The following is a 21,645-nucleotide window of genomic DNA, read 5'->3' as shown; positions in this document are numbered from 1 at the left end:
CGCCATGTCGCACACCCTCCCCAGCTACCCGATGTCCTGCGAACAGGAGTCGATCTGGCTCAACGACCAGTTCCAGGAGGGAGCCTCCCGCTACCTGGAGTCCTGGACGTACCGGCTGCACGGCGCCCGCATCGTGCCGGCCGCCGTGCAAGCCGCGCTGGATGGCATCGTCGCGCGGCACGAGGCCCTGCGCAGCCGCCTGCATCTCGTCGACGGAGAGCCGCGCCAGACGGTCCTCCCGCCGGGCCCGGTCGAGCTGGAGATCCGTCCCGTCACCCCCGGACAGCTGCTGGCCGCACTGACCGAAGCAGCCACCCGACCGGTGCCTCTGCACCAACCGCCGCTGCTGCGGGCGACCCTGCTCCAGCTGGACACCCACGGCAGCAGCAGCGGCGCCGTCCTGGTCGTGGCCATCCACCACGCGGTCATCGACGGCTGGTGCTGGAGTCTGCTGGACACCGAATTCAGCGCCCTCTACCGGGCCGCCCTGGACGGCTCCGACCCCGAACTGCCCGAGCTGCCCATGCAGTTCGGCCCGTACGCCCAGGCACGCCCCGCCCCCAGCCCCGCCTCCCTGGAGTACTGGCGTAGCGCGCTGGCCGGAGCACCGCAGGAGTCGTCGTTCCCCGCCGACCGGCCCCGCCCTGCCGTGCTCGGCACCGGCGGCGACCGGGTGGAGTTCACCCTGGACCCCGACCTGGTCAAAGGGGTGCGAACCCTGGCCCGCCGAGCCCGGACCACCCCCTTCGCCGTGCTGGCCACCGCCCTGGGCGCGCTGCTGGCCCGGCTGTCGGGCCAGCAGGACGTGGTCATCGGCACTCCCGTCTCCCGGCGGGACGACGAACACCTCGAGCCGATGCTGGCCTGCCTTACCGATGTCATGCCACTGCGCCAGCACCTGAACCCCACCGCATCCTTCGCCGAGCTCACGGCCCGGACCAAGGCCGCGGTGTGGGCCGCCGTCCGCCACCGCGACGTTCCCTACTCCCACCTGATCCGCGACCTGAAAGTGGAGCGGTCCACCAGCCGCTTCCCACTCTTCCAAGTGGTGTTCGGTCTCGACGACGCCCCCGCCCCAGCCCTGGACCTGCCCGGCGTCACGGCCGAGCGGCTGTATGTGCACGGGGGCACGGCAAAATACGACGTCTTCCTCCACATGGTTCCCGAGGCGGACGGCTTCCACGGCTACTGGGAGTTCTCCACCGACCTCTTCGACCGCGCCACCGCCGAGCGGCTGACCGCACGTCTCACAGCGCTGCTGGCCGCCGCCGTCGCCAACCCCGACCGGTCACTGGCCGAGCTGGACGTCCTTCCTCCCGAGGAACACGCCCTCCTCCACCAGTGGACGCACGGCCCGGCGCCCGTCAGCGACCGCCCGCTCGCCCACGAGGCCGTCGCCGCTCAGGCACGCTGCACCCCCAACGCCCCCGCGGTCGTCCACCGGGACCGGATACTCACCTACGCCCAACTGGAAGCGGCTGCCGCGAACGTCGCCGCCCATCTCGTGGCCCGGGGCGCGGCGCGACAGCTCGTCGGGATCTGCCTGCGCCGCTCGCCGGAACTGGCCGTCGCCGTTCTGGGCGTGCTCAAGGCGGGCGGCTGCTACCTGCCGCTCGACCCCGACTACCCCGCCGACCGCATCGCCTTCATGGCCGCCGACAGCGGGATCAAAACCGTGCTGACCCAGCGCGACCTGGTGGACCTCGTCGACGCCGAGTCCGTCGTGGTGGACGACCTACCGCCCGCGCCCGCCGTACCGCTGCCCGCGGCGAGCCCGAACGACCTCGGCTACCTGATCTACACCTCCGGATCGACCGGCCGGCCCAAGGGCGTGGTCATGCCGCACCGCGCCCTGGCCAACCTGCTGGCCTGGCAGCGCGCCCGGTCCGCCGCAGGCACCAGCACACGGACCCTGCAGTTCGCCCCGCTCAGCTTCGACGTGGCCTTCCAAGAACTGTTCAGCACCTGGACGACCGGCGGCGCCCTGGTCATGGTCGACGACGAAATCCGCCGCGACCCGGCCCGCCTCCTCGACCTCCTCGCGGCCGAGCGGGTGGAGCGGCTCTTTCTGCCGTTCGTCGCCCTGCAGCAACTCGCCGAGTACGCCTGCGCCACCGCCCGGACACTGCCGCGACTGCGCGAGGTGGCCACCGCGGGCGAGCAGCTCTTCGCCACCCCCGCCCTGCGAGAGTTCTTCCGGTCGCACGCGCCCAGGGCAGTGCTGGACAACCAGTACGGCCCCTCCGAGACCCACGTCGTCGTTGCCGAGCGTCTCGCGAAGGACCCAACCTCCTGGCCGGACCTGCCTCCCATCGGCCGCCCGATCACAGGTGCGCAGATACATGTCCTCGACGAGGCGCTGCGCCCGGTCCCACCCGGCATCACGGGCGAACTATGCGTCGCAGGCCCCGTACTGGCCGACGGCTACCTGGGCCGCCCCGACCTGACCACCGAGAAGTTCGTCCTGCGCGACGGCTTGCGGCTCTACCGCACCGGCGACCTCGTCCGGCACCTTCCCGACGGCCGCCTCCAGTACCTGGGGCGCCGGGACGACCAGGTCAAGATCCGCGGTCATCGGGTGGAGACCGGCGAAATCGAGGCCGTCCTGCGGGCGTTGCCCGCGGTGACCGATGCCGCCGTGGTGGCGCAGGAGTCCTCCACCGGGCGCCGCCTGGTCGCCCACTACCTCACGACCACCGACGACGCAGCAGCCCCACCCCACCCCGACGCAGTGCGACAGGCGCTGGCCGAACGCCTCCCCGAGTACATGGTCCCGGCCGCCGTGCTGAAGCTGGAGAGCTTTCCCCTCACCCCCAGCGGCAAGCTGGACCGCGCCGCCCTGCCCCGCCCGGAGCAACTGGATACCCAGCCATCCACACCCTTTGCCGCGCCCACCACTCCTACCGAGCATCGGATCGCCCGGATCTGGAGCGAACTGCTGGACATCACCCGCGTCGGCGTCCGGGATGACTTCTTCACCCTGGGCGGGCACTCCCTGCTAGCCACTCGACTCGTGCTCAGGATCCGAGAGGAACTGGGCGTGGAGATCCCGCCCGGCGCGGTCTCCGCTTCCGCAACGGTTGCCGCACTGGCTGCCCTGGCCGACGGAAACGACGTCGCAGAAGCCCTCGACCTGCCCGCCGAGATCAACCTGCCCGCCGACATCGTCCCGGCGCCGAAGACAGTCCCGGCGATACAAGCCCCGGCACATGTCCTGCTCACCGGCGCCACCGGCTTCCTGGGCGCCTTCACCCTGCGTGCCCTGCTGAACCGCACCGACGCCACCGTGCACTGCCTGGTCCGCGGCACCGACCCGGAACACGCCGCGAAGCGGCTGCGCATCGCCCTGGAGAACTACGGGCTGTGGGACGAGCGCTGCGCTCATCGCGTCACCGCGGTCCACGGCGATCTGGCCCAGCCGTCGCTGGGCCTGTCCGAGGACGCCTTCGACAACCTCGCCCGCACCATGGACGCGGTGCACCACGTGGGAGCGGCGGTCAACCTCGTCTCCTCGTACGGACAGCTCAAAGCAGCAACCGTCGACGGCACCACCGAGATCCTCCGGCTGGCCGCGCGTCACCGCACCGTCCCGGTCCACCACGTCTCCACCGTCGGCGTGTACGCGGGCACGGCCCCGCACCCGATCGGCCCGGAGCACCCGACGGGGCCACCTGAAGCGCTGGAGCACGGATACACCCAGAGCAAATGGGTGGCCGAAGGGCTCGTCGAACAAGCTCGCCGACGAGGGCTGCCCGTCACGATGTACCGGCCGACCCGCATCGCCGGCCACAGCCGCACCGGCGCCTGCCAGACAAGTGACTACCTGTGGCTGATGCTCAAGGGCTGCATCCAGGCCCAGGTGGCACCCGCCCAGATGGACACCGCCTTCGACCTGACACCGGTGGACTACGTCGCTGATGCCGTAGTGGCGCTGTCCCTGCTCCCAGGCACTGCCGGCCGGACCTTCCACCTCGCCGCAGGCCGGCTGCTGCGCCTGGAGACGACGCTGGACTGGCTGCGAACCATGGGGTACCACCTGCCAGAAGTTTCCCCGCAAGCGTGGCTGGACCGGATCGGCGCGGACCCCGGCAACGCGGCGTTCCCGCTCCTTGGCACGCTGGCCGCGGAACTGACCGGCGGCGGATCGGAGGGCAGCCTGGCCTTCGACCCCACAGCCACTGACGCCGCGCTGGCCGCAACGGACGTACTGCGCCCCGAGATCGACCGGGAGCTGTTCGGCCTCTGCGCCGTCTACTTCACCGCAACAGGCTGGCTCCCGGAACCCGGCGCAGCGCAATAACAGCAGCGCAATAACAGCAGCGCAATAACTTCGGCGGCCTCGGCAGATGCCGGGACACTCACCCGCCGGATCGGTGAGCTGGCGCAGCATGTCCTCGACCTCCGCATGGCACTGGCCGAGCGGGACGAGGCCCTCGCTGCTGCGCGGGCGGCCCACCGCGAGCTGATGGCCCAGCTCAACCGCTGACCACGTCAGTCCGCGTCAGCCCGGAGGCGGTGCGCGAGATCAACCAGATCGGCCAGACGCAGCACCCGTCCGCCGAACCCTGGCAGGGGGACGTGCAAGGGCTCAGTCCAGCGGGCAGGGATCGCATCCAATCCGTGATACGCGCCCGCGAGACCTCCGGTGACCGCAGCGACGGTGTCCGTATCACCGCCTACGTCAATCGCCGCACGCATCGCGTCCTCGAAGCTGGCTGTGCTGCGCAGAGCCCACACCGCCGACCCCAGGCAGGGCCAGACTGCGCCGTTGAACTCGGTTGCCTGGTCGGGATGCCAGCCGGCAGCAAGCACCGTGGCATATCTCTGACGGTGATCCGGATGGACGAGATCCAGAACGTCAGGAAGGGCACAGAGAGGGTCGGCGCCTGTCAGGGTGACGCGGATGAGCTCGTGAAATATGGCGGTCCCTTCCCAGGCGGCGCGGTCGCCATGGGTAAGGGCAGCGATGCGCCGGGCGGCATCCATCGTGGCCGACTGGCCGGCACGTGCAAAGTAGACCGCAGATGTCGATGCCCTCATCAAGGAGCCGTTCCCGGCTGCTCGCCGGTTGACCTGGAAATGAATTGCGGCGGCCAGATCCCACGGCATGCCGTTCGTCAGAACGTCCTCGGTCTGCAGGCCGATGTCTTTGGGGTCGGCTGCCGCCCATTGTTGGAAGCGGGCGAAGATGTCCGGCAAGTCCAGTCCGCCCCGCTGCAGCAGCGACTCCGCGACGAGAACGGCCATCTGCGTGTCGTCCGTGGCTTCGCCCGGTTCCCAGCCACCGCCTCCGCACATCTCGCCATCGCCCCCCGGGCCTGGGAACCGGGCAGAGAACACGCCCTGGGGACCGAACTCGAAGGGGGCGCCCAGCGCGTCGCCCACCGCTGAGCCGACGACCGTCGCGACGGCTCGCTCAAGACGCTTCACCCGCGCAGGCTATCGGCGTCACACGAGGCCGCACCGGCCATTTCTTCGCCCAGCCGCCGGCGACCCAAGGCGGCTTCCGTTCGACCGCTGTCGCCGGACGGCGAACTCACCGATGCGTGCGGCGGGTGCCGCCTCGCAGCGCATCCCCCAGCAGACCGGTCCGCGACACCTGTCACGCACCCGCGCCAGATCGACGCACGCCGTTGACCTGGGTCACCATGCGATCCCGGGACCTCGGATCCGGCCAGGACCAAGAGAATCTGCGTGGCGGGTTGGGGCGTGCCGGCCGGCTGTCTGCGAACCGGGCCCGGGCGCAGAGCGATGGGACGGCGCCCGCATGCGTGACCCGTCGCCCGCCCGCCCACGCGGCGGCGCCGCGGCCCGGATCGCCTCTGCCGGCTCGCGGCGACGGCGCGGGCCGGGGCCGCCGGCGCCGGCGTTCACCCGATGAGGCTGCGCAGTACGGGAACACTGACGCCGCCCCCGGCCAGGCCCGCGAGGACTGCCCCTGCGACGGTGCTGCTGCTGAGGAAGGTGAGTCCTGCGACGATCAGGGCAATGACGACCGCGGCCAGCAGGACGACAGCGGTATGCACCGTCAGGAACGGACCAGGCTCGGACGGACCCTGCGGACCCTGCGGCGTCGGGGCGGACGGGGAACTCACGTGCTTCTCCCTGTCTGTTGAAGGTGGTGTGACGCCCGCTCATACGTCGTAGCCGTCCCCGCACCCCACGGACTGTTCCAGCCCGGGCCACCGTCTGAAAAAACTTGAAAAGGTCCGTGGGGTGGCGGCCGGCGCCGCACATACAAGGCGTCATCTTGCGGGCGAGCCGGCCCGGTTGCTCCGGGGCGGCGTGGTCGACAACCGAAGGGGGAGGCGATGCAGGGCGACGACGAGGCTGCGGGCGCTCAGCCCGCGGTCTCACCCGCCCGGGACCTACAACCTTCCGGTGAGCCCCACCCCCACCTGCTCGGTGCCCCGGTTCCCCCGGGCGCACTGGGCGAGATGGACGCCTGCCACGGCAGGCAAGCGCGTCGGCTGCACAAGAGCATCGACCGGCGGATGGCGGACCGGAAGTTGGTCCGGCTGCTGTCCGAGGACGGCTTCGCCGGCCCCCGGTATGCATGGTTCGAGGAAGAACTGGCCCGGTACGGGATCTCGGTGCTGCGCGGCTGGATGCACTCCGGGTTCGTGTTCACGCTCGTCGCCTCGCGCGGCTTCGCGCTGCATCCGCACGAGCTGGAACTCGAAGCGCTGGCCCAGGACGGCGAGTTGCGGGAGGAGCTGGCGACGATGACCGTGGCCCGCGCCCTGCCGCGCTTTCGCCGGCGGGCCCTGGTGGAAGGCGGGTGGACATACGAGGGCGGCGCCAGCATCGCCACCTACTTCATGGGGGCGTGTGCCTACGAATTCCCCAACGAATACCGCAGACACCGCAGCCACGAGGAGAGATGGCGCCGCGCACTGGAACGGGATGCGGCAACAACCAGGGCCCCGGTGGCCAGTGATGCCGCCACGGAAGTCCTCGGCAGACAGCGGGTGCTGGACGACCTCGAGGGCATCAGCGATCCGCGCATGCGCGCAGCCCTCGCCCTGACCCTGGACGATTACACCCAGGAGGAGATCCGGCTGTTCCTCGGCGCGGCGTCCCGTCGCGCGATCGAGGGTCTGCTCTACCGGTGGCGGACCAAGGCGAGGCGGGAAGAAGGTGAGGACCATGAGTGACCGGGACGAGGCCTTCGACGCACTCATTCAACAGTCGTCCCTCGGCTCCGAGGGCGCCGGGCGGCTGCGCGAACGCACCCCGCTCGCCCGGGCCCGCACGGTCCGCAGGATCATGCATCTGCGCGACCGGATCACACACCCTTCCGGCGAGGACACCGAACGGCTTGAGGCCGCCCGTGAACTGATCCAGCTGCTGGAGTCCCTCGGATACGGCACAGCCGGCGAGATGCCCGACGAACTGCTGCGCGCAGCACGCCGTGCACAGGCGGCAGCGCAGCAGGGGAGCGCGGGCCCGGGCCGGGCAGAGCAGCCAGACAGCCACCGCCGTGAGGCGCCCCGCAGCCGGCCCGCCGCCCCTGCCGCGACCCGCCGTAGCGATCCCGGCACCGCCGACCCCGCACAACAGCCCCGCACACGCCCGGACACGAGCGGCAGCACCCCCCGCACGAGCAGCATCACCACCGCAGCCCCGGCCACCACGGGCGATCCCGCCGACCTGCCGCCCGCCGGCCCCCGCCCCCAGCAGCCGGAGCCGGAGCGGGAGCGGGAGCGGGACGTTTCCGGCCTGTGGCACAGCACCGTGCACGTAGCCGGCCCCACCACACCACTGGCCGAGGTCCGCCGGGCCCTTGAACAACTCGCCCACGACCATCCCTTCCTCCTGACCAGCCGCTACTCGGACGATCATGCCGAGATCCGCTGCTGGGTAGAGGCCCGCGATCTGCACGAGGCAACCGCCCTCTCGCTGCGCCTGTGGTCCGCCTGCCACGCCTTCGCGCACCTGGCGCGGTGGGAGATCGTCGGCCTGGAGGTCATCGACCGCGCGACCTACCACCACCGCATCGCCCAGAACACAGCCGCTGATCGCACCACAGCCCTGGCAGAGCGCGGAGGGACCCGTGGACCCGGTGCGTGAGCAACCCGCCTTCGGCGTATGCGGAGTTCGTGCGGGGCGTGCACGCATTTCGCCGGGCTGCAGCGTTTCGGCCTCTGCCCGCGCAGCCGTTGCCGGCGCTTCTGCCGAGGCCGATCCGCACGGCCCCGGGTGCCGCGGAGCAGCCGGGGGCCGCTCACGGCGGCGCGGGGGCCGCGGCGCCGGGGGCTGACGGTCCGGTGGGCCGGCAGTGCCGCAGGCAGAAACACGGATTGCGCTGAAAGAAAGACCTGAGCGCAATAGGCAAGCATCCACCCTATAGCGCATACCATTTGGTAGGGTCGACAGCATGGGGATGACACTGGGGGAGCGGGTGCGGGCCACCGTGGCTGCCCTGATGCAGATCACCGGAGAGACGCAGGCCGACCTCGCCGCCGCCCTCGGTGTGAGCCAGACGCAGCTGAGCCGCCGTCAGTCCGGCAGCGCCGCCTGGAGCCTGGACGACTGCGACACCCTGGCCGCGCACTACGGCCTCGACGTACTGGACCTGCTGGCCGGCCCCACCCGGGCGTGCGAGCTGCTGCCCGCCGCCAGACGCCGGCGCCCCGTCACCGGCCGGAAGGCAACCGGCGTCGCGGCGGGGAAAGAGGCGGCGCGATGACGGACTTCGAAGCGATCGACCACCTGCTGGCCACCGCCCGCCGCGAGGTGGAACTGCCCCCCACCGGCCGGCGGCGCCCGCTGCGGGAGGCACTCGGCCTCTCGCGCACCCAGGTGGCACAGGCCCTCGGGGTGAGCCCCTCCACGGTCGGCGGCTGGGAATCGGGCCGCGACCCCAGCGGCCACGTACGGGAGAAATACGCGTACTTCCTCCAGGGAGCACAGGCAAAACTCGAGACCCAGGCCCAGGCCGCGCCCGCGGCGGCACCGGCCGCGGAGAATACGGCCCACGGCAACACCGAGGCCGGGACCGCCGCCGACCCCGACTCCGACGAGGTCCACACCCTCCCGGCGCCCCAGCCGTGCGTCCTGTGCGGGCAGCCGGCCCGCCGGCACGTCGCCGGATTCCCTCAGCACCTGGATCCCGCCGAGTGCGCCGCGGCAAGCCCCGCACCCCCCGCCGCACCGGTCCCCACCGGAACGGCCCCAGCCCCGGCCCCCGTCACGGCCCCGGCGCCCGCTCACGCCGTCGCGCCCCGTCCCGGCCGCAGCGTGAAGGCCGTCACCGCGCACCGCCGGACGCAGGCCGCCTCCGAAACCCGGGACGTGATCGCAGAAGCGGTCGCGGCCGCACTCGCCGAACACGCCGGCGACGTCGAGGCGGCAACGGCCGCACTGGTCAAGCGGGCGATCCCGGACGTGATGGCGCTGCTGGACACCTGCCGCAGGGGCGGCCGGTACGAGATCGTGGCACACCCCTGGATGCCCGACATCCTGCGCAAGCAGACCGCCCGCGGCCCCGACCAGATCTGGGAAGCCCGCCCCAAGTGGGCACGCCCCGAACTGCCCGCAGGACGGCACGACGTGAGCGTCCTGGACGTCAACGCCTACTACCTGTCCGCGTTCAAGACCCACCTGCCGATCGGACAGCTCGAGCACACCTCCGGCCCCGGACACGACCGCCGCCGCGCAGGCGTCCACCTCATCACCCCGCCCGCCTGGGACCACGACGCCGTACTGCCCAACCCCATCGGCAACCGCGACGAAGCCGGCCCCCTGTGGGTCACCGAACCCACCCTCCGCCTCCTGCTGCGCCTGTCAGCACCGGCCTACGCCCTGTGCGATCCCCCCGAGATCCACGAGTCGTACACCTCCGGCGCGACCGAAGGCCTCCTGGAAAAGTTCCGCATCACCCTCCGCGACGCCCGCGACCGGGCGATCGCCGCACACGACGACGTCACACTGGAATACCTCAAGGCGATGTACTCGAAGTTCGTCTCGACGATGGGGGAGTCGCACTACAACCGTCAGCTGTACCGGCCCGACTGGATGCACATCATCCGCTCCCAGGCCTTCTCCAACCTGTGGTGGAAGGCATACAAGGCATACGACGAAGGCCTCACCGTCGTCAGCGTCATGGGCACCGACGAACTGCACGTCATCGGCGACTGGCGCAGCGTCTTCCCCGAAGGCCGCGGCGTCAGCGAAATGAAACCCAAAGACGCCTACAGCATCGGCACCGAACCCGTCGACGAATCCTGACCCACCGGGCCACAGAACCAGCAGAATGCGCCGTTGTCCCGCCACACAGCCAGAAGTCCCGAACTCACCGTAAACGAACGGAATTTACGGTATTCTGGCACCCCCTGAAAGAGACAGAAGACGGCAACCACGCGAGAGGAAAACCGAATGCCGGAGAGGAACATCGACTTCGGTACATACGGTGCTCGCGGCATCAAAGCCCACGAGGCGGTCGCCCGCCAACTCGACACCCTCGCCGGCTACATCGCCACCCCCGTCACCGCGCGCCGCGGCCTGCTGGCCCGCCTGCACTACCTCACCCGCACCGACCATGCCCTCAACGCCGCCCGCGAGGCGGGCCTGACCGTCACCGGCCGCACCCTCAGGGCCTGGCTGGAGGGCAGACGCGCCCCCTCCCGGAAGAACCTCGAGCGCATCGAGGCCGCCTACAAGACGGTGCGCCGCCACAACGTCGCCCGCTACCTCCTTGGCCGCCTCAACGCGGACGGCCGCGGCACCCGCGTCGAAATCCACCCGCTGAACCAGTCCCAGGTACCGCGCCCACGCCAGCGCATCGTGGAGTACCGCAGCTTCAACGTGCGCCATTGGGATCGCGTCATCCAGGCCTGGGCCGACAACGACACCCAGGCACTGGACGACGCCTGGGTGGAGAAGATCGTGGACCTGGGCAGTCAGTGGGGGCAGTACGAGTACGTGACCAACGTGGGGTTCGCGGCCTGAGCTTGTTGCAGGACCTCACATTCCGTGTCCTCAACTCACGGCCGGTGGCCAGTCGACGGCAGACATGGGCGAACAGGGCATCGGCCGTGCCGAATTCGGCTTTCACGCGGTCGGCCGGCGCATCGATGTCGGGCAACGACGACGCGTCGCTGCGTACCGCGCTCGCGTTGTCCCCGAGCTGGTCGCGGGCGGCATATGGGGCCGCCTGGTGACGCCCGCATGAATCCTGCTTCAATCCAGGCATGTCCGTCATCGCCTCGCAGGAGTTCTACCGGTCCCCGATCTTCTGGGCTGCGGCGGCTGTTGTGGCTGCCGTTGTCATCGGCGTCGGCACCATGTGGGCCACCCTCCGGGCCGCGAACCCCAAACGCAGCATCCAATACGCCATGGAGGAGACGCGTCTCCTCCAGCCCCATGAGCACCTCGACGGCACGATGGAGTTGCGGCGGAACGGAGTCCCGCTCACCGATCCCCGGATTGTGCGCGTCCGCATTCGGAACAACGGCCGACGCGATGTGAGTGCGAACGACTTCGACAGCGCACACCCCATCCAGGCGTCCTTCGGCGTGCCCGTCCTCGAACTGCTGAGCTCTGGCTCGCAGCCCCCGACGTCGCACACGCCCGCCGCCGTCGTGTCGGGAAACGAGCTGCGCATCGGACCGGGACGGTTCGGCAAGGCCACGGAGACGTCGTACGTCGTCCTCATCGATGGACAACCGGCTTTCGAGCTGAGGCACTCACTGCTGAACGTTCCCGTGCGAGAAGGAATCACCCTGGGGTTCACCTCCCGGCTCCTGACAGAAGTCGTGTATCCGATCGCCGGGGCCGGCGCAGCTCTGCTCATCATCATCCTTGGGGCCCCCTTCACCTGAGGTCATCGCTCCTGGTCAGCCCGCCGGGACCTCGTCCTCGCGACACGCTCTCATTGCCACGCCCCGGCGCGTCAGGGCGAGACGGCGAGACACCGCCCTGTGCCATCCCTGATCCCGGCCCGTCCCCTCGGTGCGAAATCCCCTCGTGCAGGGGTTCACGCGGGCGGCGTCGTTGGGCTCTTTCTTATGAGACGGAGCCGACAACTGGTCGGCACGGGAGGGGAGAAGGACGATGACCCACCTCATGACGGTGCTCACCGTGTGCTCGATCGTCACCGCAGAGGTGTCGGCGCTGACGAGACTGTGGCTGCAATTGCGGTGGCGGTCGCGCCAGGAACAAGCACGGCTCGTCTGCCTTTCGGGCATCGCGGAACACCTCGCCGTCGGCAGCCAGATCGTCCTTGACGATCAACAAAGTGACGGACAGCGTTTCCAGATGAAGGCAGGCCGCGATCCGGCGAAGGAAGGCGGCACAGCCACGTGAACGATCACGAATCTCCGGACGGACCGGCCACCGCCCCCGCCAATGTCTTCGACTCAGTGCGCCTGGCGATAGATGCGGAGTTCTCAGACTTCTACCGCGCCAACATCCAGCAGCTCGTCGGATTTCTGATCAACCAGGGAGCCAGCCTTCCGACCGCCGCCGACATCGCTCAAGACACCATGGCCAAGGCATATCAGAACTGGGGCACCATACACACGCCACGAGCCTGGGCCCACACCGTGGCCTCCCGCACTCTGGTCCGCAAAATCGCCAGCATCCGCGAGGAACCCGTCGACCGCCTGCCCGAGCCCACCTCCTTGCTCCCCAGCCCGGACTCACTCAAGGAATGGGAGAGCCACCACCAGGTTCTCGCCCTACTGCAGCACCTGCCACCCCGCCAACGGCAGGTACTGGCCTGGAGGTTCAACGGTTACACACCCCAGGAGATCGCCGAGCAGCTCGGCATGACCGCGACCGCGGTCAGATCCAACCTGAAGAAAGCGCGCAGAGCCGTCGCTCGCCGCCTCACCTGTGAGGAGGCGGAGCAGTGACCGATGACCGCTCCTTCCCCGGCGACTGGACCGACCGGCACCAGCGCGCTCTTGACGCAGCGCTGCAGGCCGCACTCGACACGGAAGCAGGCCTGAACGAGATCCTCTTGCAGTCTCACCACGACGCCTGCATAGAAGCCCTCGACACCGTCCTTGACACAGAAGCAGGCCTCGCCGCAATCCTGTCGCCCACTTCGCCCCCCGTCCCCCGCCTCACGAGGACAGACGCCGGCCACCAGGCCCCCGACCCCACGCAGAAGATCATCCGTTCCGTCAGCCCCGCACGCCGTATCGCGCTGCGCCGGCACCCGGATCTCACGACGGCGACCCGCCTTCTCAGCCGCGCTGTCGCCCTGGCCGCTGATCCCCGCCGTACCTGGTCGGGAGTGCGCTCGCTCGCACTCGACATCGTCCTCGAGCTGGCACGCTGCCTCCCCCAGGACATGACTGCTGCCGGCCCCCGCAGCATCGAGCTCTCCCTTGACCAGATCTCCTGCCTCGATCGCACCCGCGACCTCTACGACGACCTCTGGCTCTCCCACCCACGCGATAACCCGCAAGATCTCTACCTTGCCCGAGACCGCGCCCGTGACCTCGTCCTGATCTTCACCATGGCCGACGAACTGGACAACAATCCTGCCCTCACCCGGGCTCACGCACGCGGCCGCGACGTCGTCTTCGTCCTGGACGGAATCCGCAGAGGCGAGCGCCTGCGGGAAGATACAGCAGACCATGCCTGCGCCGTCTCGAGTGACCTCACCCGCGTCTGCATCCGCGAGATAAGCCGAACGATTGGTCAGCTCCTCGGCGCAGACCTGCTCTTGTTCAACGCCGCATCACTGGGCGCGTTCCTGGACGATTTCACCAAGGCCGACCTCCGCACGGCCAACCTGGCAGGAACCGACCTCATCGGCGTGCTCTGGTCGGAGAACACCACCCTGTGGCCGGGCAGCATCGACGTGGAACATCTCAAAGCCCGCTCCGAAAGCGTTCCGCACGAGCAAGGAGTCTGGGTTGTGAGATCAGACCAGGCCAGGACACGTGACCCTGCAGAAAGGAATGCATAGAGACCGCGAGTCCTGCGAACCGATCGCAGGGCCCCCGACGCACATTGCCCGCCGCTCACGTGGCGGGCCCGGCGCGCACCAGAGTTGCCGAACTCCTCGAGATCGGCCCGCGCAGCTCCTCCAGCGACGCCGGCAGACGCCGACGGAACTTCTCCCGGTACAGCGCAGGTGCCGGGGGAGACGAGCACCGCGTGCCGCGGCCGCTTCCGCCTCCGTGGCTGAGGCCCTACGTCACATGCGAGCTGGGCATCGGCCCCTCCTCGGCGATGCTGTCGATGAGGCCTGCGATTCCGCCGGAACGAAGCTCTCGGCGGGAAGGACATCATCCCGGCCACTGATCCGCTCGGCGACCGGCAGCCGGCTCAGCTGTTGAGGGCCGCCGTATCGTCCGGCACCGGCGTTGCTGCGCGCCCGGCGAACCGCATGGCGACGCACGCCCCCAGGTACAGCAGGGCGACGACCAGCAGCAGCGCCTGATAGCCCGTCAGCAGGGCCAGATACTCGAGCGCGCCCCCGGTCAGTGCGCCCAGCAGATTCGCGCCGAACGCGGATGTCGGGTCCGGGGCGAGCGCGAGGCGGTCTGAGAAGATGAGGTTGGCACAGAAGATGGGGGCGAAGGCCAGGGCGATGGCGGCGGTGAGCCGTGCGGCGAAGGGCAGCGAGAGCACGGCGTGCGCCGGAACCAGCCAGGCTACCGCGAGGGTGCCGAAGAGCAGCAGCTGCAGCAGCAGCTGATTGACCCGCAGTAGCCGGCGCCGGACCTCGACCCCCGCGAGAACGGCGAGCAGGACGCCGATGAAGACGAGGGCGTTGACCAGCCAGGTCGTACCGAAGTAGAGCGCGAAGTTGATCACGTTCTTCGTTTCGAGCAGCATGAAGGCCGCGCCCAGCAGGAACATGTCGGTGTAGCGGACCATGCTTCGGATCCGGACCCCGGTCAGGCGCACCGACAGGAGCGTCACCATCAGGATCGCGCCCAGCACGCCCAGGTAGAGGGTGGGAATGTTCCGGTGGAGCAGGTACGGGAAGGGGTGGTCATCGCTCGCGGCCGCCGGGACCGCGCCGCTGGGCTGCCAGATCTGCTCGCAGGACTGGTCGGCGGTCGTCATCCCGGCCACCAGCACGGCCGCGTTCTGGCCGAACGTCGTCATACAGGGCGCGTGGCCGTAGATGTCATCGAGGGTGCCGGCGAAGCGGTCGACCAGCCAGCTCTTGCGATAGTAGTTGTACATGACGAACGCGCCGTGCGGCGCGAGGTGATCGCGGGCGGCCTCGAACGCCTGCTGGGTGAACAGGTAGCTCTCCAGGCGCAGATTGCTCGCGCCGGCCACCAGCGTCAGCGAGTCCGGCAGCGCCAGGACGACGAGGTCGTACTTGGTGCTCGTCCGCTCCAGGAAGGCCCGTCCGTCGTTGATGTGGACGTGCACCCTGGGGTCGTCGTACGGCTTCGCGGGGTGCAGCTGTGCGCCGATCTGCTGCAGCCGGGGATCGATCTCGACCGCGTCCACGCGCTCCGCTCCGTACGCCAGCGCGACCGCGACGTCATTGCCGTTACCGGCCCCGATGACCAGCACGCGCTGGTGCGGGTTGTCGGGCGTCCGGTCGTAGGCCTGCCGGTAGAGCGAGTCCTGCTGCAACAGCGCGGAAAGCGGCGCGATGCTCTGGTGCGGGATGCCGTTGACGGAGATCGTGGAATTGAAAAGCTGGATCTTGTAGTAGGGCGACCAGGAGATGCCGGGCGTCGTCGTCTCCACGAACAGTGCAGCGACCATCGCCGTGAGGGGGATGCCGTACGGCAGGGTGTTGCGCCGTCCGCCGAGGACCAGCAGGGCCGCGGCGGCGAGTACGCCCCACACGACCGACGGGGCGCGGAGCCAGGACAGCAGGGCGAAGGACACCGAGCCGGTGAGGCTGCCGAGCAGGTCGTAGCGGTAGGCATCAAGCGGGGGAAGCCGGCGGAAGAAATCGGCGGTGATCTTGCCGATCGCAGTCATGATCACCGCGGTCAGCAGGAAGATGGCCGGCAGCGTGACCCACTCGGGGAGGCCGGTGGTCTTCACGGAGGTGAAGTAGATGACCTGGCTGCTGCTCTGACGCACCTGCACCGGATACTCGCGTACCAGGATGACGAGGAGCGCGAGCGGGATCGGTGCACAGCGTTTGAGCCACTGCCCGCGCGCGGCGGGGATCAGGAACCCGAGGCCGATCCCGAGGAACGACCCCAGCAGGATGAAGTTCGAAAAGTAACTGAGGTGGACGACGTTGGCGCCCGCCCATCTGATCAGCGCCAGCTCGACGAAGAGCATGGTGGCGCTGGCCAGCATCAGCCTCCAGCGCACCGAGCTGTAGGTTTGTCTGGTTTCGCCCAGGTTCATGCGTGTTTACGGTGCCATCTTCGGCAACGGAGAGTCGAGATGCCTTGCCGGTTTTGCGGCACGGATGGTTGGTCGGGTGAGGTCGCGCGGCATCACGATGCGCTGGACCTGATGCGTGCCCTCAAGAATCTGGGTGATCTTGGCGTTGGGGCAGCATGCGCTCGACGGGACAGTCGCGGGTGCGGCCGTAGTCGTCGACCTGGGGATCACCGCCGAGCAGCTCGGCGGCGTGCAGCAAAAACGTGACCTCGAGCGGGCGGACCGGTGTCTGCGGCTGCTTCCCGCATCCGCGCGAGGTGGTCAGCGCAACCGGGCTGCCCGTCATCACGTCCCGACCGTGGTCGAAGCGGCCGGCCCGGCCTTGTCCGCGGCTGTGCGCCACGGACTGCGGATGTCCTCGCCCGCCGGTGGTGCGCATGTTCGACCGGGCGGGCAGCCGGGCTCGGCTCACGTCCCACCTGCGACTTCAGGACGGAACGTCCTTGATGGCTGTTTGACACTGCCATGGTCAGCTTCCACGCTGGTGCATAGATGGACAATTCGACCAAAAGGAGATGATCATGACGATAAGCACCCGAAAGTACATCCGACACCTCGTCGGGGCGTCGTGCGCTGCGGCGCTGCTCGCCGCAACGGTGGGCGTGGCGAGTGCCGAGACGGTGTCGCTGACCACGGGGGAGACGTCGAGAGCGGCGCCACACGGGGACTGCACGGGTTACCACTACGACGAGAACCGCAACCGCATCTGGGATCCGGCGGGCTGCACCCCGCCGTGAAGCGAGGAAGCCTCCACCGGCCCCGCGCCTTGAGCGAAGCCGGCATTGTCACCAATGGCGTTCATGGTGTCACTACGTGTGTTGTTCAGGGCTTTTTTGATGGCACATGCGCCGAGGGCAACCGTTGCACGGGCCGGCCTGGTACCGGTTGCACGGTCTCCTTTGCTCCGGGTGGCTGCACGGCCGGGGCGCGGTCCTCACCTGCGGACGCCCTCTGGAGATCTTTAGCGGTGTGGGTTACGTCGGGTCGTGACGGGTGTCGCGGGCCGCGCTGTGCCGGGAGGATGAGGTACCCCGATGGCGGTGGACTGACGGCCGGAAAACGGGCTCGGCGTGCGCAAGTCCGGCTCGCGGCCGCTGACTTGATCGAAGCCGGGGCCAGTGACCGGGAGGTGGCCCGACGGTTCAGGGTGACCCGGATGTCGGCGAACCGTTGGCGGCGGGCGTTGGCTTCGGGCGGGCGGCAGGCCCTGGCGTCCAAGGGCCCCGGCGGTGCCCGCTGCAAGGGCTTCACCGAGACCGACTGCGCCCGCCTGCTGGATGCCGCGCACCAGCAGCCCGGCGGCCCCGTCGTTCTGGTGCGGGACAACCTGAACACGCACGCCAACCGCACCATGCACGAGCTGATCGCCGCCGATTATGGCTGACCGTCTACCAGTTGCCGCCGTACGCTCCCGAACTCAACCCCGTCGAGGGCGTGTGGCCGCACCTGAAGCGGTCGCCGGCCAACCTCACCAAACACAGCCTCGACCGGCTCACCGCATGGGTGAAGACACGGCTGAAACGGATGCAGTACCGCCCCCGACTCATCCAGGGCCTCATCGCCAAGACCGGACTCGACCTCCAACCGCCGTAACCCCAGCCGTTAAAGATCTTAGTGCTGCCCATCGGCAGATGGAGTGCGGTCAGACGCACAGCGAATCTTTACCGTCCGCACAATCACTCAACGCCCGTCTGTCAAGTTCCGAGACTCAGTGGCATGACGAGGGTGCTGGATCAGGGCTTACTTGAAGCACGGGTTCACGCCATCAGGAAGCCGGGCTCCACGTCCGGAAGGTCCTGGCTGCGTGATTCACGAAACAAAGGGGAGTGCATTACTCCCAAGGCAACCTCTGATCGCCAATAAGCGAACAGAGGGGAAATTATTCGGAGGTAATCCAATGGCGGCAGAAGTGAAGTTTGTGCGGCTCCAGTGCCTGGAAACAGAGGATAACGGAGCAGACGAGCTGTACCTGCATTACAACGGTGCCCATCTGGCAGGTATCCAGGACGTCGAGACTGGAGGAACGTGGCAGCTTGACCTCGTCAAGCGCCTTGACGGCGAGGCGTTTGTGTCCCTCTTTGACGAAGATGACATCGATGAGGATGACTTCCTCGGCGAAATCGTGATCTCTGAGTCGGAGATGAATCAGGGGCTCCGTCAACAGGAATTCAATCAGGATGATGCCCTCTACGTGCTCTTCTATAGGGTGCGTCCATTCGAGGAAGACTGATCAAGGATTCCCAATTCTTCCGAGGCGTGGGTGGTGCCGGCCGCGACCGGCCGAAGAGCGAGCCGTAGCGCGACCGAACACCGCCCAACGCTCGGCGGACCGCCTAGGTCCAGCGATCAGCTCGTGCATGGTGCGGCTGACATGCATGTTCAGGTTGTCCCGCACCAGAACGACGGGGCCGCCGAGCTGCTGGTGCGCGGCATCCAGCAGGCGGGCGCAGTCGGTCTCGGTGAAGCCCTTGCAGCGGGCACCGCCGGGACCCTTGGACGCCAGGGCCTGCCGCCCGCCCGAAGCCAACGCCCGCCGCCAACGCCCGAAGCCAACGGTTCGCCGACATCCGGGTCACCCTGAACCGTCGGGCCACCTCCCGGTCACTGGCCCCGGCTTCGATCAAGTCAGCGGCCGCGAGCCGGACTTGCGCACGCCGAGCCCGTTTTCCGGCCGTCAGTCCACCGCCATCGGGGTACCTCACCCTCCCGGCACAGCACGGCCCGCGACACCCGTCACGACCCGACGTAACCCACACCGCTAAAGATCTACTAGAAGGTGATCACCGACACCGAATCCGAGCCCTTGTTGGTCACGTAGACCTGGCGCTCAGCCGGGGACACCGCCACCCCCTCCGGGGAGTTGCCGACGGGGATGCCGTCTGCGATGTGTTTCGTCGCGAGGTCGATCTCCGACACCGAATCCGATTTCCCGTTGGCCACGTAGACCTGCTGTCCGTCCGGGGACACCACCACCCCCGTCGGCCGCTTCTCGACGGGGATGGGGCTGCCGACGGTGCGGTTCGTCGCGGGGTCGATCACCGACACCGAGTCCGAGCTGAAGTTGGTCACGTAGACCCGGCGTCCGTCCGGGGACACCGCCACCCCCGCCGGGGAGTTGCCCACCTGGATCGAGGCCAGTTCAGGATGGGAGGAGGGGGTCTGTGTCAGGTAGATACCGCCTCCTACCGCGGCCAGCGCCACCGCCACCACCCCTGCGATGAGCCTGGCCCGGTGGTGTCTGGGGCGCTGCCGGCGGGGCCGGAGCGGAGCCTCGTCACCTTCGCGCGGCAGCGGTCCCCGGGGCGGGCCGGCCGGTTCCGCCGGCTCGGCCGGCCCCATGAGCTCGGTCGGCGGGGCCGATTCCCGGGGGCGCGGCGGCTTCGAGGCGGGGGGCCGCCCGGGCGACGGCACCCCCGGTGAGGAAGCCGGTTGCGGCAAAGGGGACGGATGGGGCTGGACGGCGATGGAGGCGAGCCGCTGGGCGGCCGCGTCGCCGTCCATTCTCTCCGCGGGGTCCTTGGCCAGCAGCCCGAGGAGGACCGGGGTCAGCTCCGCTGCCCGGCGCGGCGGGGTGGGGGGCTCGAACTGCAGGGCGCTCAGCGTGCCGAGAGCGGAGTCGCGGTCGAAGGGGCCGGCCCCCTCGAGCGCGAAATACAGGGTGGCGCCGAGTGAGAACAGGTCGGCGGCCGGGGTCAGTGCCCCGCTGCGGGCTCGTTCCGGGGCCATGTAACGCACGGTCCCGACGATCTCCAAGGAGGCGGTCAGACGGGCCTCTCCGGAGCCCGGCTCCAGCGCGATGCCGTAGTCGGTCAGCAGCACCTGGCCGCCCTCCGCAGGGTAGGAGCGCTGCGGGCCGGGGTCGGTCAGCAGGATGTTGGCCGGTTTGACATCCCGGTGCAGGACGCCGACCCGGTGGCCCTCCAGCAAGGCGTCGAGCACCGCCAGCCCGATCCAGGCGACATCGGCGGGCGGCAGCGGCCCCCACTCGTGCACCACCGCCTCCAGGTCCATGGCGCCGGGGATGAAGTCCATGACGATCCACGGCAGGCCGTCGTCCTCCACGATGTCGTGCACGGTGACGACATGGGGGTGGTTGCGCAGCCGGGCAGCGTGCCGCGCTTCGCAGCGGGCCCTCGCGATCCGGGTGCCCACATCGCGTTCTGGGACGTCCGGCGGCAGGATGATCTCCTTGAGCGCGACCTCGCACGCCAGTTCCTGGTCGTACGCCAGCCACACCCGCCCCTGACCGCCGGCGCCGAGACGACGCAGGAGCCGGTAGCGCCCGGTGATCACGCGCCCGGCCGCCTCGTTCGCTCCTGTCATGGCTCCCTCTTCCGGGACGGGCCAGCAGGGTCTTCGGCGAGCGGCAAAAGGCCTCCCTCCACATATCGCATATCAGTCAAAGCGTGGCAACCCTCCCGTTGATTCGCGTCATCACTCAGTAGGGCATATGTTCGATTATCGGCAAGAGGGACACCCGTGTCGGTGGAGTAGGTCTCTGCGCTGGGAGTCTGCGAGTCTGCTCTCTGGGGGAGAGAACACCGCGTCCGGGTTGAGTCGACGGACACACAACAAGGCGCAGACGGCTGGCCGTCCGGGGGCCTGGTCCCGCCCGCCCCCGGAGCTCACGGGGTGCAGCGGCGAGCGGGTGTCCATGACCGCGCAGCCTGGTACGCGCCCCACAGCTCGTCCGCCTTCGCGCACCGCACCTTCCCGTGTCCGCAGTCGCCGCACGTGGTGGGATCGTGTCCCGCGAAGGACACGGTTGGCGAATTCGGCTGCTGTACGGGGGCGAGTCGGGCGAAGGGAGAGGTCCTGGTCTTGGCCAGTGGTGTTCCGGTCGGCCGGGCGTCGGGGGCGTGAAGGAGAGCAAGGAGCCACAGGCCATCGGCACCGGTCTGAAGATTGTTCCTGAGCCTTCATCGGGTCTCCTTCGTGGATACCCCTGGCTTCAGCCGGGGGAGGAAACGAAGCTCCTGTGGAGCAGGGCAGGGAAAGCCGTTGCGCCGCCAGGGCGGAACGGCGTTGTCAGTGGCGGCCGGTACGTTGATCGTATGCATCTGCGGTACTCCTTCCGGATCGAGCCGACGCCGGGTCAGCGCACCGCGCTGGCCCGTACGTTCGGCTGCGCCCGGGTGGTGTACAACTTTCCACTCCAGGCACGGCCCGTTGAACGGGGAACCCACCCGAAGCCCCAGCCGGTTACCACAGGCAGGCAGGCAGGCGGGAATCCCCCTCCTTTTTTAGGAGGGGGAGGATGTCAAGTGAGGATGTGGCAATGGCATGGCTGAGGAAACGCGGGAG

Annotated in this window: 18 protein-coding genes and 2 pseudogenes; 14 read left to right on the top strand and 6 right to left on the bottom strand. The window is 69.1% G+C overall.

Annotated features, from left to right (window positions below; translation table 11 throughout):
- The first annotated feature begins 4 nt into the window (after positions 1-4).
- The gene (locus IEY95_RS45490; protein ID WP_189192194.1) at positions 5-4,300 is read left to right on the top strand and encodes a non-ribosomal peptide synthetase; all 4,296 of its coding nucleotides are present in this window, start codon (positions 5-7) and stop codon (positions 4,298-4,300) included.
- A 191-nt stretch (positions 4,301-4,491) separates the two neighbouring features.
- Here IEY95_RS45490 and IEY95_RS45485 read toward each other — a convergent pair whose 3' ends face one another.
- Both IEY95_RS45485 and IEY95_RS45480 read right to left on the bottom strand, forming a co-directional pair.
- The gene (locus IEY95_RS45485) at positions 4,492-5,430 is read right to left on the bottom strand and encodes an ADP-ribosylglycohydrolase family protein (protein WP_189192193.1); all 939 of its coding nucleotides are present in this window, start codon (positions 5,428-5,430) and stop codon (positions 4,492-4,494) included.
- Between the two features lie 440 nt (positions 5,431-5,870).
- Complete coding sequence (locus IEY95_RS45480) at positions 5,871-6,095, bottom strand: hypothetical protein (RefSeq protein WP_189192192.1); 225 nt, start codon at positions 6,093-6,095, stop codon at positions 5,871-5,873.
- 216 nt (positions 6,096-6,311) lie between these two features.
- Here IEY95_RS45480 and IEY95_RS45475 point away from each other — a divergent pair, with 216 nt between their 5' ends.
- The 9 genes from IEY95_RS45475 (at position 6,312) to IEY95_RS45435 (ending at position 13,927) form a co-directional block, all read left to right on the top strand.
- On the top strand, positions 6,312-7,157 hold the full coding sequence (locus tag IEY95_RS45475; RefSeq protein WP_189192191.1) for a hypothetical protein: 846 nt from the start codon (positions 6,312-6,314) through the stop codon (positions 7,155-7,157).
- A gap of 454 nt (positions 7,158-7,611) precedes the next feature.
- Positions 7,612-8,073 (top strand): DUF8830 family protein, encoded by a 462-nt coding sequence (locus IEY95_RS45470; RefSeq protein WP_373294680.1) that lies wholly within the window; start codon positions 7,612-7,614, stop codon positions 8,071-8,073.
- Positions 8,074-8,380: 307 nt separating this feature from the next.
- Positions 8,381-8,692 carry a helix-turn-helix transcriptional regulator gene (locus IEY95_RS45465; protein WP_189192190.1) on the top strand — a complete coding sequence of 104 codons (312 nt, stop codon included), beginning with the start codon at positions 8,381-8,383 and terminating at the stop codon, positions 8,690-8,692.
- On the top strand, positions 8,689-10,233 hold the full coding sequence (locus IEY95_RS45460; protein ID WP_189192189.1) for a helix-turn-helix domain-containing protein: 1,545 nt from the start codon (positions 8,689-8,691) through the stop codon (positions 10,231-10,233). The genes IEY95_RS45465 and IEY95_RS45460 overlap by 4 nt, the downstream gene beginning before the upstream one ends.
- Before the next feature lie 147 nt (positions 10,234-10,380).
- Positions 10,381-10,953 carry a transcriptional regulator gene (locus IEY95_RS45455; protein ID WP_189192188.1) on the top strand — a complete coding sequence of 191 codons (573 nt, stop codon included), beginning with the start codon at positions 10,381-10,383 and terminating at the stop codon, positions 10,951-10,953.
- A 242-nt stretch (positions 10,954-11,195) separates the two neighbouring features.
- The gene (locus tag IEY95_RS45450) at positions 11,196-11,825 is read left to right on the top strand and encodes a hypothetical protein (protein WP_189192187.1); all 630 of its coding nucleotides are present in this window, start codon (positions 11,196-11,198) and stop codon (positions 11,823-11,825) included.
- Positions 11,826-12,057: 232 nt separating this feature from the next.
- A complete protein-coding gene (locus IEY95_RS45445; protein WP_189192186.1) occupies positions 12,058-12,309 on the top strand; it encodes a hypothetical protein in 252 nt (83 codons plus the stop codon).
- Positions 12,306-12,860 carry an RNA polymerase sigma factor gene (locus IEY95_RS45440; protein ID WP_189192185.1) on the top strand — a complete coding sequence of 185 codons (555 nt, stop codon included), beginning with the start codon at positions 12,306-12,308 and terminating at the stop codon, positions 12,858-12,860. The genes IEY95_RS45445 and IEY95_RS45440 overlap by 4 nt, the downstream gene beginning before the upstream one ends.
- Positions 12,857-13,927, top strand: a complete 1,071-nt coding sequence (locus IEY95_RS45435) for a hypothetical protein (protein WP_189192184.1) — start codon at positions 12,857-12,859, stop codon at positions 13,925-13,927. Before IEY95_RS45440 ends, IEY95_RS45435 begins: the two co-directional genes overlap by 4 nt.
- Before the next feature lie 362 nt (positions 13,928-14,289).
- Here IEY95_RS45435 and IEY95_RS45430 read toward each other — a convergent pair whose 3' ends face one another.
- Positions 14,290-16,302: a spermidine synthase gene (locus IEY95_RS45430; RefSeq protein WP_189192183.1), complete on the bottom strand. Its 2,013-nt coding sequence runs from the start codon at positions 16,300-16,302 to the stop codon at positions 14,290-14,292.
- Between the two features lie 121 nt (positions 16,303-16,423).
- A complete protein-coding gene (locus IEY95_RS45425) occupies positions 16,424-16,753 on the bottom strand; it encodes a hypothetical protein (RefSeq protein ID WP_189192246.1) in 330 nt (109 codons plus the stop codon).
- Positions 16,754-16,862: 109 nt separating this feature from the next.
- Between IEY95_RS45425 and IEY95_RS45420 the strand changes: the two genes are divergently transcribed.
- From IEY95_RS45420 to IEY95_RS45410, 3 genes and pseudogenes are all read left to right on the top strand, one after another.
- Positions 16,863-17,078 (top strand): hypothetical protein, encoded by a 216-nt coding sequence (locus tag IEY95_RS45420; RefSeq protein ID WP_189192182.1) that lies wholly within the window; start codon positions 16,863-16,865, stop codon positions 17,076-17,078.
- A 284-nt stretch (positions 17,079-17,362) separates the two neighbouring features.
- Positions 17,363-17,934, top strand: a pseudogene (locus tag IEY95_RS45415) (transposase).
- 304 nt (positions 17,935-18,238) lie between these two features.
- Positions 18,239-18,571 (top strand): hypothetical protein, encoded by a 333-nt coding sequence (locus IEY95_RS45410; RefSeq protein ID WP_189192181.1) that lies wholly within the window; start codon positions 18,239-18,241, stop codon positions 18,569-18,571.
- Between the two features lie 237 nt (positions 18,572-18,808).
- Here IEY95_RS45410 and IEY95_RS51130 read toward each other — a convergent pair.
- Both IEY95_RS51130 and IEY95_RS45395 read right to left on the bottom strand, forming a co-directional pair.
- A pseudogene (locus IEY95_RS51130) lies at positions 18,809-19,043 on the bottom strand (helix-turn-helix domain-containing protein); the annotation flags it as partial.
- A 67-nt stretch (positions 19,044-19,110) separates the two neighbouring features.
- Complete coding sequence (locus tag IEY95_RS45395) at positions 19,111-20,664, bottom strand: serine/threonine-protein kinase (RefSeq protein WP_229703808.1); 1,554 nt, start codon at positions 20,662-20,664, stop codon at positions 19,111-19,113.
- A 731-nt stretch (positions 20,665-21,395) separates the two neighbouring features.
- Here IEY95_RS45395 and IEY95_RS50925 point away from each other — a divergent pair.
- Complete coding sequence (locus IEY95_RS50925) at positions 21,396-21,632, top strand: helix-turn-helix domain-containing protein (RefSeq protein ID WP_373294678.1); 237 nt, start codon at positions 21,396-21,398, stop codon at positions 21,630-21,632.
- Positions 21,633-21,645: the final 13 nt, after the last annotated feature.

It is taken from the genome of Streptomyces albiflavescens (genome assembly GCF_014645835.1).
Lineage (GTDB): Bacteria > Actinomycetota > Actinomycetes > Streptomycetales > Streptomycetaceae > Streptomyces > Streptomyces albiflavescens.
This window is presented reverse-complemented; position numbering and strand designations above follow the sequence as displayed.

What these genes read in the sequence shown, in the direction of transcription:
- IEY95_RS45490 (WP_189192194.1), top strand. Translation starts at nt 5, where the DNA reads ATGTCGCACACCCTCCCCAGCTACCCGATGTCCTGCGAACAGGAGTCG.
- IEY95_RS45475 (WP_189192191.1), top strand. Translation starts at nt 6,312, where the DNA reads ATGCAGGGCGACGACGAGGCTGCGGGCGCTCAGCCCGCGGTCTCACCC.
- IEY95_RS45465 (WP_189192190.1), top strand. Translation starts at nt 8,381, where the DNA reads ATGGGGATGACACTGGGGGAGCGGGTGCGGGCCACCGTGGCTGCCCTG.
- IEY95_RS45460 (WP_189192189.1), top strand. Translation starts at nt 8,689, where the DNA reads ATGACGGACTTCGAAGCGATCGACCACCTGCTGGCCACCGCCCGCCGC.
- IEY95_RS45455 (WP_189192188.1), top strand. Translation starts at nt 10,381, where the DNA reads ATGCCGGAGAGGAACATCGACTTCGGTACATACGGTGCTCGCGGCATC.
- IEY95_RS45450 (WP_189192187.1), top strand. Translation starts at nt 11,196, where the DNA reads ATGTCCGTCATCGCCTCGCAGGAGTTCTACCGGTCCCCGATCTTCTGG.
- IEY95_RS45445 (WP_189192186.1), top strand. Translation starts at nt 12,058, where the DNA reads ATGACCCACCTCATGACGGTGCTCACCGTGTGCTCGATCGTCACCGCA.
- IEY95_RS45430 (WP_189192183.1), bottom strand. Translation starts at nt 16,302, where the DNA reads ATGAACCTGGGCGAAACCAGACAAACCTACAGCTCGGTGCGCTGGAGG.
- IEY95_RS45420 (WP_189192182.1), top strand. Translation starts at nt 16,863, where the DNA reads ATGACGATAAGCACCCGAAAGTACATCCGACACCTCGTCGGGGCGTCG.
- IEY95_RS45410 (WP_189192181.1), top strand. Translation starts at nt 18,239, where the DNA reads ATGGCGGCAGAAGTGAAGTTTGTGCGGCTCCAGTGCCTGGAAACAGAG.
- IEY95_RS45395 (WP_229703808.1), bottom strand. Translation starts at nt 20,664, where the DNA reads ATGACAGGAGCGAACGAGGCGGCCGGGCGCGTGATCACCGGGCGCTAC.
- IEY95_RS50925 (WP_373294678.1), top strand. Translation starts at nt 21,396, where the DNA reads ATGCATCTGCGGTACTCCTTCCGGATCGAGCCGACGCCGGGTCAGCGC.